General features: G+C 42.9%; 16 protein-coding genes. 14 read left to right on the top strand and 2 right to left on the bottom strand.

Going from position 1 to position 13,140, the window contains the following annotated elements:
• Window positions 1-421 precede the first annotated feature (421 nt).
• From BLT29_RS04355 to BLT29_RS04340, 4 genes are all read left to right on the top strand, one after another.
• Complete coding sequence (locus BLT29_RS04355) at window positions 422-1,624, top strand: C1 family peptidase (protein ID WP_176763796.1); 1,203 nt, start codon at window positions 422-424, stop codon at window positions 1,622-1,624.
• A gap of 146 nt (window positions 1,625-1,770) precedes the next feature.
• Window positions 1,771-2,757: a sphingomyelin phosphodiesterase gene (gene sph, locus BLT29_RS04350; protein WP_090775089.1), complete on the top strand. Its 987-nt coding sequence runs from the start codon at window positions 1,771-1,773 to the stop codon at window positions 2,755-2,757.
• A 231-nt stretch (window positions 2,758-2,988) separates the two neighbouring features.
• Complete coding sequence (gene sirA / locus BLT29_RS04345; protein ID WP_090775088.1) at window positions 2,989-3,417, top strand: sporulation inhibitor of replication protein SirA; 429 nt, start codon at window positions 2,989-2,991, stop codon at window positions 3,415-3,417.
• Window positions 3,418-3,520: 103 nt separating this feature from the next.
• Window positions 3,521-3,736, top strand: coding sequence for a YneF family protein (locus BLT29_RS04340; protein WP_090775087.1), 216 nt, complete (start codon window positions 3,521-3,523; stop codon window positions 3,734-3,736).
• A 21-nt stretch (window positions 3,737-3,757) separates the two neighbouring features.
• On the opposite strand, the gene BLT29_RS04335 is transcribed toward BLT29_RS04340, so the two are convergent.
• Entirely contained in the window at window positions 3,758-4,210 is a 453-nt protein-coding gene (locus BLT29_RS04335) for a DUF2621 domain-containing protein (RefSeq protein WP_090775086.1), read from the bottom strand.
• Between the two features lie 227 nt (window positions 4,211-4,437).
• Here BLT29_RS04335 and BLT29_RS04330 point away from each other — a divergent pair, with 227 nt between their 5' ends.
• From BLT29_RS04330 to kapB, 3 genes are read left to right on the top strand one after another with little or no spacing between them, the layout of a single operon-like run.
• Window positions 4,438-4,695, top strand: a complete 258-nt coding sequence (locus BLT29_RS04330; RefSeq protein ID WP_090775085.1) for a hypothetical protein — start codon at window positions 4,438-4,440, stop codon at window positions 4,693-4,695.
• Window positions 4,696-4,703: 8 nt separating this feature from the next.
• Window positions 4,704-4,892: a hypothetical protein gene (locus BLT29_RS04325; protein ID WP_090775084.1), complete on the top strand. Its 189-nt coding sequence runs from the start codon at window positions 4,704-4,706 to the stop codon at window positions 4,890-4,892.
• Between the two features lie 10 nt (window positions 4,893-4,902).
• Window positions 4,903-5,301: a kinase-associated lipoprotein KapB gene (gene kapB, locus BLT29_RS04320; RefSeq protein WP_090775083.1), complete on the top strand. Its 399-nt coding sequence runs from the start codon at window positions 4,903-4,905 to the stop codon at window positions 5,299-5,301.
• A 28-nt stretch (window positions 5,302-5,329) separates the two neighbouring features.
• Here kapB and BLT29_RS04315 read toward each other — a convergent pair whose 3' ends face one another.
• On the bottom strand, window positions 5,330-5,512 hold the full coding sequence (locus tag BLT29_RS04315) for an aspartyl-phosphate phosphatase Spo0E family protein (protein ID WP_141769843.1): 183 nt from the start codon (window positions 5,510-5,512) through the stop codon (window positions 5,330-5,332).
• 220 nt (window positions 5,513-5,732) lie between these two features.
• On the opposite strand from BLT29_RS04315, the gene BLT29_RS04310 reads away from it, so the two are divergent.
• The 7 genes from BLT29_RS04310 (at window position 5,733) to BLT29_RS04280 (ending at window position 12,990) form a co-directional block, all read left to right on the top strand.
• The gene (locus tag BLT29_RS04310) at window positions 5,733-6,068 is read left to right on the top strand and encodes an antibiotic biosynthesis monooxygenase family protein (RefSeq protein ID WP_090775082.1); all 336 of its coding nucleotides are present in this window, start codon (window positions 5,733-5,735) and stop codon (window positions 6,066-6,068) included.
• Between the two features lie 103 nt (window positions 6,069-6,171).
• The gene (locus tag BLT29_RS04305; RefSeq protein WP_090775081.1) at window positions 6,172-7,998 is read left to right on the top strand and encodes an IucA/IucC family protein; all 1,827 of its coding nucleotides are present in this window, start codon (window positions 6,172-6,174) and stop codon (window positions 7,996-7,998) included.
• Complete coding sequence (locus BLT29_RS04300) at window positions 7,970-9,715, top strand: IucA/IucC family protein (protein ID WP_090775080.1); 1,746 nt, start codon at window positions 7,970-7,972, stop codon at window positions 9,713-9,715. The genes BLT29_RS04305 and BLT29_RS04300 overlap by 29 nt, the downstream gene beginning before the upstream one ends.
• Window positions 9,702-10,937, top strand: coding sequence for an AMP-binding protein (locus tag BLT29_RS04295; protein WP_090775079.1), 1,236 nt, complete (start codon window positions 9,702-9,704; stop codon window positions 10,935-10,937). Before BLT29_RS04300 ends, BLT29_RS04295 begins: the two co-directional genes overlap by 14 nt.
• The gene (locus BLT29_RS04290; protein WP_090775078.1) at window positions 10,934-11,206 is read left to right on the top strand and encodes a phosphopantetheine-binding protein; all 273 of its coding nucleotides are present in this window, start codon (window positions 10,934-10,936) and stop codon (window positions 11,204-11,206) included. Before BLT29_RS04295 ends, BLT29_RS04290 begins: the two co-directional genes overlap by 4 nt.
• The gene (locus tag BLT29_RS04285) at window positions 11,199-12,200 is read left to right on the top strand and encodes a DUF6005 family protein (RefSeq protein WP_090775077.1); all 1,002 of its coding nucleotides are present in this window, start codon (window positions 11,199-11,201) and stop codon (window positions 12,198-12,200) included. Before BLT29_RS04290 ends, BLT29_RS04285 begins: the two co-directional genes overlap by 8 nt.
• Entirely contained in the window at window positions 12,169-12,990 is an 822-nt protein-coding gene (locus BLT29_RS04280; RefSeq protein ID WP_090775076.1) for a sugar phosphate isomerase/epimerase family protein, read from the top strand. Before BLT29_RS04285 ends, BLT29_RS04280 begins: the two co-directional genes overlap by 32 nt.
• Window positions 12,991-13,140 lie beyond the last annotated feature (150 nt).

Raw genomic sequence — 13,140 nt, 5'->3', positions numbered from 1 at the left:
TCGATTATCCGCGAAAAACTCGAACACCCTAATTCAGGAGGGGAAGTTTAATGAAGGCGATAATAGGCTTCATAATTTTTGCTGTGAAGTAATGACTAGCCCGCAAGCAAATGCAGAGATCGAACCTAATGGTCATGGAGTACCACAAATCAAGTCACATGCAAATCATCAATAATGTAGTTTATGCTCAGAGGGCTTCTTGCCCTCTTTTTTACGTTTCATACCCTGATAAATCAATACATCGAGGAAGGCACCCCTAAATCATCTTAATATTTTAATATTAAATACCAATAAGTTTATCAAAAAACTATTGAAACTACATAGTATAAAACGTATAATGAAGTAGGAAATATCGTATCATTTCGTTAAAAAAATACATAGGCTGTGTCAGTCTTTGTAAAGAATGGAGAGGAGAATCAAGATGAAACGTTTCTTTGTTGCGCTCATTGTAATGTTACTTGCGCTCAGCGGTGTACTGTTCGAGGGAGGACAGGCGCGGGCAGAGCAAGAGAAGCCATTTGATCCAAATGATTTCTCTACTTATGGAACCGGTTTAAAAGATTCACCTCCGACGAAAGACATGGAACCTTATGTTCCAGAACAAGCATTTGTAACGGAAGAGGAATTAAAGAAGCGTGCCTTTTCTCAAGACGGAAATGGCATCCAGGTGTTGCCTTCAGAAGTAGACCTTCGTCCTTATTTTGCGCCGGTGCGTAGTCAAGGTCCGTTTGGTACTTGTGTTGCGTTTGCGACGACTGGCTTACGAGAGTACTATATTGGAAGAGCGACAGAGGCAAGAGGGAGCGATATTACGCATTTGTCGCCAGGTTTCATTTACTATCCAAGTGGTCCAGACGACGGGATGCACTTCTACACGGCATTTGACATTTTGAGAACGTACGGTGTGCCGCCAGAAAGTGAGCGTCCGTTTGATTTGAATCGTGACAACACAGACCAGTTCCAGCAGCCACATACGCCAGTACAACGGGAAAATGCATTGCCATACAGAATCAATGGCTTCCGGTATATCTCTGGTCGTACGATGGTAGATCAGATTAAACAAGCGGTTGCAAATGGCAATCCTGTTATGGCAGCAATTAATGTTTATCCAAACTTTGACGCTACACCGAAGTCTGGCATTACACCGCCAGTCGAAGAAAGAAAATCTCGTGGTGGACATGCAGTTGTGGTCACAGGTTATGATGAGGAGAACGAGTGGTTTATTGTCCGTAATAGTTGGGGAACAGGTTTTGGTGATGGCGGCTATGCGTACATTAAATATGATATTTTAAGAGACTTAAGCAGCGGCTATTCTTATGTGGCTGATGTGCGTACGCGTCATTATCCGCCACAAGGAGTAAATGTGTCTACGTATCACGTTGATTCTGATTACGCGATGCTTTCGGTATCGGCTATGAATGTGGATCAGTTTGAATTATACCGTGATGGCGAGCTCGTGGGCACATTCCGGAATAGAACGGTGATCAACACAGGTCTTGAACCGGACAAAGAGTACACTTATCATGTTGTTGCCAAAAATGGTTATGGGAAGACGAGAAGCATGAACATTCCGATTCGCACAATTGTAGTAGAAGAAACCCCTGTACTCGAAGAAGCAAGCTAAAACTGGGTCACAGTGAGCGTCTATCTCTAAGGAGATGGGCGCTTTTTATTTGATTTGGGATCGCTATTTAAAAAAAATATTTACAAATCTTTTAGTAGACTTCACTTTAATTTAACTGAAAATTAACACATGTAGGTGCACAATGGATGAAAGGGGGCGATTGTGTGAGAAGAGTCATCAAGCTACTTGTTTGTGTGTTCATATTGTCGGTTTTTTCGTCTGTCTCTGCTGCTCAGGAACGTATTTACCCAGAGGATTTCAAAATACTGACCCATAACGTGTATTTTCTTCCGCGTAGCTTATTTCCTAACTGGGGGCAGCTAGAGCGGGCAGATTTGATCGCGGACGCACACTACATGGACGGTCATGACGTGATTATTTTTAGTGAGCTGTTTGACAATGGCGCTTCTAACCGATTGCTCAACAACATCTCAAATCAATATTCAGACCAAACACCAGTGTTAGGACGCGGTCGATCAGGTTGGGATGATACCCGCGGTAGCTATTCATCGCTTACGCCAGAAGATGGCGGTGTATCGATTGTGAGTAAGTGGCCCATTTTGGAAAAGATCCAGTACGTTTATAAGGAAGCTTGTGGGTCGGATTGGTACGCAAATAAGGGGTTTGTTTACGTAAAGATTGAAAAGCAAGGGCAAATGTATCATGTCATTGGCACGCACATGCAATCTGAAGATGAGGGATGCGCCACTGGCGAGGCGCGGTCCGTGCGACGTTCGCAAATGCAAGAAATAAGCGATTTTATCGCGGAAAAAGACATCCCTATAGAAGAGGCACTGTGGATTGGTGGCGATTTAAATGTGGTCAAGTCATCTTCTGAATATACGGAGATGCTCTCTCAACTTAATGTGACTGCGCCACGTGAATACACAGGTTTTGCTTCGACGTGGGATCCAGCGACAAATGGGATTGCACAGTACAATTATCCAGGTGGTGAATCCGAGCATTTAGATTATATTTTAGTGGAAAAGGACCATGCACAGCCACGAAACTGGCAAAATCAATCCTTGTACGTAAAATCACCTTGGTGGACTGTCACGTCTTGGTTTAAGAAATACACGTATAACGACTACTCTGACCATTATCCAGTCGCCGGTTTTTCTAAGGAATTTTGACTTGTGTAAGTGTCATAGTGTGGGATGACAACGTCTTGCGTACAGATCTTGGAAAAAATATCTTTTTCGACGTGAATAGTGTGATATTTTTTCACAAAGAGACAGCATCTTTCTTTCAACATCGGTATGATAGATAGAAAAGCTTGTTGTCTTAGAATAGATGAGTGAGGGTGACCTCATTCCATTCTAGGATAGGAAGAAAAGTCCGATGGGCGATGGAGGGATGTGTAGATGAGGCATTATGAACTCTATTTACTCGATCAAGCAGTTGCTGCATCATATTTAGGGCAAGAAGCAACATTGTTTCAACTTTTTGAGGAGTTTTCTCATGCGTCAGCGAATGAGCGGGTGCAATTAGAAAAACAGATCCATTATATTACAAGACCTATCCCGAAGTTGGCATTGGATGAAACGATCAGTCGATATTGTTATGAGATTGATGAAGGGGTATATACGACGTACGTACAGAGAGGGCGTGCACATCGTTGCCAACTGAAAATAAAAGAGAGGGTCGTATTCGTCTCTGCTGAGGGAGATACATACACAGAGACGGTTATGTTTGACTTATTAAAGAGTGTGGATGGTTTGTTCTTTGCTGTGAATGTGAGGGAAGGAAGATTTGGTTGGTTGCAACCACTTGCGAAAGAACGCGTGTATTAGGCGCGTTTTTTCTTTTGTGCCTTTTAAAACATGCCATTTTAAGGTATAATAGATGAGATTCTTATTATGTACATAGGAACAATGGTTGAAGGAGGCAAGAAAGATGTGGATCCATATTATTGGTTATACGCTTGCGGTAATTGCGGGGGTCGCAATCGGTTTCTTTGTAGCACGGAAGACAATGATGTCTTATTTGAAAAAGAATCCACCGATTAATGAGCAAATGTTACGTGTGATGATGATGCAAATGGGGCAAAACCCGTCGCAAAAGAAAATTAATCAGATGATGAAGGCCATGCAAAAGCAACAGTCGAAATAAAAACAATCCCTCGTCTGACCATTAAGGCGAGGGATTGTTTTGTGTGCGGTCGAGCAAATGTTCGTAAGGCGTTAGATCAATGTTTTTCTCGTTTAATTTTTTGATGAGAAATTTGTGATCACGCTTTGGGGTTGCGATAATGTAACCACGAATGATTGTGTCCAAAGTGAGGGTCGTGGCTTTTTCTTTTAAAGCGAGCTCACTAATCTTCCCGGCAATTTTTTCTTTCGCGACATCACGGAAGAGCTGTGGGACAGGTTCTACAAGTTCATTTAAAAGGGTGCGCTGTTCATCTTGCCACAGAGGTAATGCTTGTTGAATATAATATTCTTGCCAGTCTAACGTTGATTTTCCGTCTGCTTTAGGGAGGCGTTTTAAAAACTTGCGGAACATAAAGAAACCACCGATTAACATGAGTCCGAGTAAGATGAATGCCCATAAAATAATAAATCGCATAAACCATGAGCCAGGCATGATGTTCTCCCCCCTTAGGATAAAATTTTGCTTAGATTATGTAGGATGTTCAGAGGCGTACGAAGAAAAAGCTGCCTTTTTTCACTTTACCATAAAACGGTTGGGAAGGCTACTGACGCTAGGAAACTGAAAATGTTGCTGTTTTTTCGGATTTTTCCTTTCCGCATCGGCTGTTTGTTTGATACAGTATCATTATAGAGAAAAAAGCTCAAAGGAGACTGGTATTTATGGAAGCAGAGAAGCCCCAAAGCCGAGCAAAGCCTGCGTGGCTTAAATGGTTCATTCGAATCGTATTGGCTTATATTGCGTTATTGGCGCTCATATTATCTATCACAATTATTACAGTAACAGGCACTTTTACGCTCATTGTGTTAGAAGGATTTACAGGGAATGCAGGACTAAGGGAATTTTCTGAGCGTTTTTTTATTCCCACGTCTGAATTTTTATGGCATCTCTTTATTTGGCTTGTGCCAGGGTTGTCATAGGTGATTGGATGGCTGTTGTAGACGTTGTCTGGATGAGTGCTCTTTTTTTACTGTTTTTATTAGCTGGCGTATTTGGCGGAATCACGTTAACGGCTTTCATGCGCGGAAATAAACATCTGTTAAAATGGAGCATTCCGCTTGCGTTGTTGTGTGCAATATTGTTTATCATTCTAATGTTTGTTGTGCTATTTCAATGAGAGGTGACTTATGGAGAAACTTGTGCAAGCAAAATATAAAACAGGTCGTTATATTGGTAAGCTCCTTACGATTGAAGAAGAGAATGCGCGTGCACTCATTCAAGTGCTCGCAGTGCTGAGGCATCCAAACCAAGGTGACTTGCATCATCCTAAGCAAATAGATGTCCCGCTGTTTCACCAACGGAAAGCACTGGCATATTTAGAAAAGACATGGGTGCCTGACTCGACTGTAAAGCCTTATACAGAAGAGGTGCCAGACTACGCTGCGTCGTTGCAAACCGCTTGGTGCAAGCAAATGGATGATTTGAAGAAGGATGAGGATAACGCATGGTGCAAACAAAGCATCGCTGCTCTTGTATTACTACGGAAAGAGTACAAATTTCCTCATAATGAAGGACGTCTTGACTAGAGACGCCCTTTTTTGATTTATTGTATGTCTAGCTGCATAAAAGTTCCCTTGTGTTTTCATTACATGATGCACGATATTCTTGCAGATGGTTTAGTAAACTGTCTAATTCTTGGGAGCATTTAACGGTTTGTGAAGCATTTAAGCCGTGCTTTTCAGCAAGCATCATCATTTCTTGTCGTTTCACTTCGATATTCATGTCCATATCAATCATCTTGTCCACTCCATCTGTGCATTTTTCAATCCACTCTGTATTATAGCGTATTTTCCCGAGAAGCCAACCTATTCAACAAAAGAAGTCAAACAAAATAAGTATTAGCGACTGTTCGACAGCTTCTTTGTCGTGTATTTCTAGATTTGCTAAAAAAAACTGTTGAAAATGATTCTCATTATCGTTATGATAGAAAAGTACATTTAAATAGGGGGAGATCATATTGTTTTTACAAATGAAGACGTTGGTTGTTGAAGAAGGTTATAGTGAAGCGATGGTTGAAAAATTTGCAGCAGAGGGCATCATCGAAGAACAACCAGGATTCATTGATTTATCAGTTGTGAAGAAGCGGAAGAAAAAACAAGGAAACGAAGAATTGCTCGTGTTGATTCGCTGGGAATCAGAAGCCGATTGGCAAGCGTGGGAGACGTGTGACGTGCACTTGGCGGGACATCGTGCCAATCGAGGGAAGCCAAAACCTTCATATATTTTAGATGGAACACAATACGTGTATCACCAAATTGGGTATAAATCTTATCGAAAGCCTGACCATTCATAAACATATATCGGTATAAAAAACGGGGGAGCGCCCGTTTTTTTATACCGATCCATTGATAATGATTATCATATTCATTCGCTTCAGAAAGGGATTGTGAAAAGCCATGTCAAATGAGAAACAAGTTGCCGAAAATGCTACGTTTCAAGCTTTCTTAAATAGCTATTCACGTGAAGTGTATGCAGGAGAACTGTATACCCTATCACAATGGCGAGAAATATGCCCATATGACAAGTATATGAAAGGTGCTCATGTGCTTGTACTGTCATTGCGATCGATGTCTACTCGACTTGTCATTGACGTGTGTCACTATTCTCTTGTGGGGAGGCATTCTTTTGGACAAGTGTTACGTGAGGCGTCGGGAGGAGCTTGGGTTCTCGTAGAAAAGTTAGCGGCTGTCATTTTACTATTGCAAGAAATGCAACATCGTCCGTTAACACTTGGACAAGCTCCTTGCTTTGATGAATGCTTAACGCGTCTGATGGAAAGTTACCAGGCAATTGCTTACTACGTGTCGCAAAGAAGTGGGGAAGGAGAAGGTTTATACGATTGGCAGCAATCATTTATCGAATCGGAACAAGCGTTATTATTTGGTCACTGGTTGCATCCGACACCTAAAAGCAGGCAAGGAATGGCGATGTGGCAACAAACATATTATGCTCCTGAGCTCAAGGGAGCGTTTCAGTTGCATTATTTTCAAGTGGATGCTTGTATGATTCGGCAAGACACGGCACTAGACGTGCCAGCAACAACACTTGTTTGGCAGGAACTGGCGGACTTTGTTCCTAATATGACCTATGACCCGCAACGTCCAGTCGTTCCGATGCACCCACTGCAAGCGCAATGGTTATTGCAGCAATCCTACGTACAAGAAGCGATACATAAAGGGATGCTCACATATATGGGTCCTCTGGGCAAACCATTTACAGCGACTTCATCTATTCGAACGGTTTACAGTCGACACAGTGCGTGGATGTTCAAATTTTCTATTCCAGTGAAAGTGACGAATTCTGTTCGTGTTAGTCGCATGAATGAACTGCGGGCGGGTGTCGCGGTGGCACGTTTGTTGCAAAAAACAAGGTCGTTCAACCAACGTACGTCTTTTCAGATCATCCATGATCCTGCCTACATGACACTCGCTTGGCCAGGTATGCGTGAAAGTGGATTTGAAGTGATTTTACGTAAAAATGTATTTTCACCACCGCACGACAAAGGGATCTCTCTCGTTGCGACCCTTGTCCAAGAGCCGTTGCCGCCGTATCATTCTAAACTTGCATCCTTGATCAAGGCTTTGGCTCAAAAAGAAGGACGAAGCACAAAAGAGGTTGCACTTGACTGGTATCGCTTATATATTAAACAAGCGATATTCCCGCTCATCCAATTATATGATGAACTTGGATTGGCACTTGAGGCGCACCAGCAAAATAGTTTACTTGATATACGGACGGGTTATCCGGGTGCAAGTTATTACCGTGATAACCAAGGGTATTATTTGGCATCGTCTTATCGGGGGGAATTGTTACAAAAAGAACCGTCACTAGCAGATTTACCGGAGTTGTTTTTTGAGGAGTCGTTAATTGCCGATCGTTTTGGCTACTATTTATTCCAAAATCAAGCATTCTCGATCATTCAACGACTGGCAACGGATGGATTTGCGGATGAGCCCTTTCTATTAGGTGAACTCAAATGTCAGTTGCAACAATTACAACGAACGCTGTCTGGGGCAGGGAAACGTTTCCTCACCCATTTGTTTGAGAAAGACAATCTTGCATTCAAAGCGAATTTACTCACGTGCTTTCATGATATAGACGAGTTAACGACGCCGCTTGAACAGGCAGTTTATACAATGACACCGAATCCATGGAAAGAAACAAATGTAGCTGAATGGAGAGGGGGCATCCAAGTTGGGACGACAGCAACAAGAGACGCATAATGCATTACGCATTCGCCGTCAACTCGTCGAGGCAATGTTGTTTGAAGGGATATTTCCTTGTACAGAAAAGTTGCTTCCTGATGGACGAACGTTATTCATCATTCATGCAACAGAAGAAGAGTATCATTGCATTGGGAAGCGCACGGCGTTTGGGCGAATTCGTTTAGCGGAAAAAGCGATGACGATGATCAGTGAGGGCCATTTGGAAGCAGAAGTGACAATAGAAGCGTTGCTATCATCACTGGCAAAAGCGGGGAATATTGCCCAGCTGTCAGAAGAATTAACGCGTACCCGTTTGTTAGCAGACTATAATGAAGCACATTTACCAAAACAAATGTCGCGCCGCGATTTATCCTACGAAGCACTAGAGTTGGCACTTGAGGAAGGGCATTTATATCATCCTTCTTATAAAGCGCGCGTTGGTTTTACAATTGAAGATCATGTGTCCTATGGTCCTGAGTTTCAGAAAAGCTTTCCTCTCCATTGGGTAGCGATTCGTAAAAAAGATATGCGCCTTGTGTTGCCAAAGGAAGAACAAAGTTTTTGGCAGGAAGAAATGGGGCGAGAGGTGTGGCGCAGCCTTGTGCTTTCCTTATGTCGACAAGGTGGACAATTGGATGAATATACATTTTTACCTGTTCATCCATGGCAGTGGAAAAAACTCAAATGTACGCAATTGGGGGAGGCGCTTTTAGCGAAAGACGTGATTGACCTCGGTTGCCTCGGGGATACGTACCAAGCAACACAATCGGTTAGAACATTAATGAATGCGACAAATAGTAAGAAAGCACATGTAAAACTAGCGCTGCAAATGAGACAAACATCTTCGGTACGGACGTTACCTGCGCATACAGTTTGTGCAGCACCGCCTATTTCGGCATGGCTTCAAGAAGTGATACAGGGAGATCCTTTTTTGCGAACGGGCAATCGATTGGCTATTTTAACAGAGTATGCGAGCGTGTGTTACGCACCACAGAATGCTCCTTGGCAAGAAGAGATCGCTGGGCAACTTGCTTGTATTTGGCGAGAAAGTGTAAGCACGCACGTAAAGGCAGGCGAGAGAGCGATTCCATTTACGGCGCTCGCGCTCACAGAAGGAGATGGAGATCTATTTATTGCACCATGGCTAGTCAAGTATGGCGTAAATGAATGGGTAAAACAATTTTTGGAAGTGGCAGTGCTACCTGTGTGGCATTTGCTTGTTAATCACGGCATTGCTGTGGAAGCACATGCGCAAAACATGATTTTAATTGTTAAAGATGGTTGGCCAGTTCGCTTGTTGCTCCGAGATTTTCATGAGAGCCTTGAATATCATCATGAGTATGTTGCTGATCCGACGCTTGTGCCTGATTTTTCCACGATACATGAGGTATTTGCTAATGGCATTGTCGACCACTTTTACTGGATGTCTTCTGTAGAAGCGTTGCGTATGCTTGTGATGGATACATTGTTTGTTTTTCATTTGACAGAACTCTCTCATGCGCTTGCGGCGCATCATTATTTAAATGAGTCATCATTTTGGAAACAAGTACGCACGATATTGGCGGACTATGCGCGCGAGCCATTTGTGAAAGAAAGCCGTCTGAATCAGCTTGGTGCTGATGCTGCGTTGATTGGGGCAGAGTCGTTATTAAAGAACAAATTACTGGAAAAAGAGTGCCATCATCTTGTTTGTAATACGCTTTGTGAGGAGTTGGGAAAAGATGTTTTATGTTAATGATGAATATTACTCACAAGAAATGATCGAAGCTTACGAAAATCAGTTTTCTGCACACCCAATTTTAAAACGATGTGAACAGCTTCGTATCGCAGTTTGTCCCGATCATACTGGTATGTGGATTGCGTTTGTATTGTATGTAAAACGAAAGGGCGGCTCGGTGTTGCCGCTTCATGCACATATGCCCCAGTCACAAGCGGTGAACATGGCGGAGCAAGCAGGATGTGACTATTTGTTTTATCAAACATTTCATGAGGCGATTCCTTGCGTCAGAAATCAACATGGACAAGTTGGCACACTCATCCAGTTTAGCTCTGGGACAACAGGTGCACCAAAAATGATTGAACGTTCTTGGGCATCCATTGACGAAGAATTGCTTCATTACACAAACCGCCTTGCTGGTGAACCGTGGGATGTGACAGTGGTTGCATGTCCGACAACACATTCCTATGGCTTAATTAGTGGGGTGCTGGCGGCATTAAAAAGTGCATCAATGCTCGTCATCATCGTGAACACGAATCCGAAATATTTGTTGAAAAAGCTGCGGTCGTTGTCATCATATTTGTTATATGCAGGGCCAACGTTGTTATATACGCTGGCGCGATTTCAACAAAATCATGAACAGCTTGAGGCAGTAATGACCTCGGGCGCTTCTCTACCCCCATCTTGGCTTCAACTTTTACAGGCGCGGGCGACCCGGGTGTTGCAACAATATGGTTGTTCGGAAGTAGGCTGTATTAGTTTACACGCACATGTGGAGACAGCCGAAGTCGTCGGACGACCGCTATCGCATGTGCATGTAACGAGCGGCACGGTTGCGCAACCAGAAGAAATTGTTGTCCGTATCAATGAGCATCTGGTGCATACAAGGGACATTGGTTATATAAATCATAAAGGAGAGATTTGTTTTTGTGAGCGCAAAGATGATGTCATTAATGTGGCTGGACTGCTCGTTTACCCTGGGGAGGTAGAGAATGTCTTACGGACCCATCCAGATGTTGATGATGTCATTGTATTTAAGAAACAAGATCCGCATGCGGGTGAACGGGTATGTGCGTGTTTCACAGCAAAGAAACAGGTACAAAAAGACACCCTTGTGTCTTTTTGTCAGCGGCATTTAACATCTTATCAAGTGCCAAGTACATTTATTCAAGTACCACGCATAGAACGAGGACAGAACGGAAAAGTCAATCGTAAACAATGGGCAGAGGTGTATCAATGAAACAAACAGAAGTGATCAATCTTTTAAACAAAGTTGTGAAAGAAGAGATGGGCATACAAATCAACGGATTGCTTACGGAGGATACGCGCTTGGATGAGGATTTAGGCATAGACTCTGTGCTTGTACTAGAGTTGTTGCTTCATCTAGAGATGACGCATGCGTTTGTCATTCCGGATGATATGATGACACCAGAAGATTTTCGTACAATTGGCACACTCACGCATTTCTTATGTTCGTGTGAGCGGGAAATGGACAACAAAGATGATTAAAGTCCATTGTTTTGTGAGTTGTGTATGTGAAGTGATTAAAAAAGCAGGCATTGACCACCGTCCATATTACTTTGGTGTTTGGGATGCTGATTTTACTGTTGATGCAAATGACGTGCTGCGTTATCACTCTAAGCAAATTAATCACCAATTTTTTTGTGACTGGTATGAGCGTTTATACGGGATTGAACTGCATAAATGGTACAGTGAGTCTAAAACGAAGGAAGAGAACATCGTTGTTTTGGAAAAGCTCGTGATGGAAAAACCTTCGCACCGACATGTCATGGTGATGCTTGATTTATCGCTGTTGCCTGAGCGAGAAAACAAGTTTTGGCAAAAATCATTTCCGCATTACGTGATGCTTGAGAGAACGGAAGACCCCGATATGTGGATGATGTTTGATCCTGATTTTCGCTTTGAGGGACGTTTAAATAAGCAGCGGATTTTAGCAGCTGTGGCTGCGCCGTCTGTCTCTGGTGGGTATTATTTTGACGCGTCCCACATATACGCGCCGACCAGAGAAGTGGTTGATGCATATTTCCGTACATGCTTCAAAGCACAATCCCAACCTCTGACGGAGGCGGTGGCGCACATTGTCGAAGTGTATACGAATGGGGCGCGAAAAGAAACAATGGGACAACTGCAAGAGGCGTTGAGACAACTACCTATTTTGGCGATACGTAAATATGCCTACGAGCATGCACTTGCTTTCTTTTTAGAAGCGGGTTGCTTGTCCGAGCAATTGTTTGCATATTGGTGTGATGAAATTGAACGTCTTGTAAAAGGATTTACAACCGTACAATATCGTGCCCTAAAAGTGGCAAAAATGGATACAGCGGACCATCGTCACGCATTGTCGGAACAATTAACACAGCAATTTGAATGTGAAACAAACATAAAAAAAGCATTGTATGAGTGTTTTTTGCGTTGGACGGAAACTGATGGTGAGCGAGAGGAGAAGAGCAATGAGCATATCACTTTGCACGATCACGTTTAGACATCATCTCCAATCGATCGAAAATATTGCTACATGGGCTGCTAAAAATGATTTTGAGGGAATTGAATTATGGGGTGCGCACGCGCGTAATTTGGCGTGCCATGAAAAGTATGATGCGTTATGGATACAGTCGTACGGTTTATCAGTGAGCATGATTAGTGACTATCTCTCCTTTCATGTCTCAACAGAAGCAGTGTGTGATCATGTTGCCGAGTTGTCGGATTTAGCCAAACGTTGGCAAACAGATAAAATTCGTGTATTTGCAGGTGACGTCGCGAGTCAAGCTGCGACGTCATCAACGTACGAACAAGTAGTAAACACATTGCGCTTGGCATGTGAACAATTACAAGCACATGGACAGATGCTTGTTATTGAAACCCACCCTCACACATTGGCAGACACACCAGCGTCATTGGTGCGATTAATCGAGGAAGTGGACTACCCTAATTTAAAGGTAAACTTCGATGTGTTGCACATTTGGGAGAGTGGGGCTGATCCAGTCATAGTGTATAAAGACCTCGAATCGCATATTGTGTATATGCACTTAAAAAATGTACGTGCTCGTGCAGACTTAGCTGTCTTTGCACCGGAGCAGGTTTTTTCAGCAAGTGGTGTAAGGGAGGGAATGACGTCGCTTTTCGGTGGCTGCATCAATTATGAGCGTTTTTTTAAGGAAATTGCACCAATAAACAAGGAGTTACCTATGGCTTTGGAGTGGTTTGGTGAAGCACCCTTCTCTGTATTACAACAGGATAAAAATGACTTGGCTCGTTGCTTATATCACACGTAGTTTTACATCATTTGGCGATTGAATTCACTTAGATATAATAGGTTTTTGACCAATCATGCAAAAAAGGGTTGACTGTTATAATACACCTGCATATACTTTTATTATACGAGAAGATATTCTCTGAGAGGGTGTGTGCGCGGTGGAAAAAGT

It is taken from the genome of Shouchella lonarensis (assembly GCF_900096965.1).
GTDB classification, from domain to species: Bacteria; Bacillota; Bacilli; order Bacillales; family Bacillaceae_D; genus Shouchella; species Shouchella lonarensis.
This window is presented reverse-complemented; position numbering and strand designations above follow the sequence as displayed.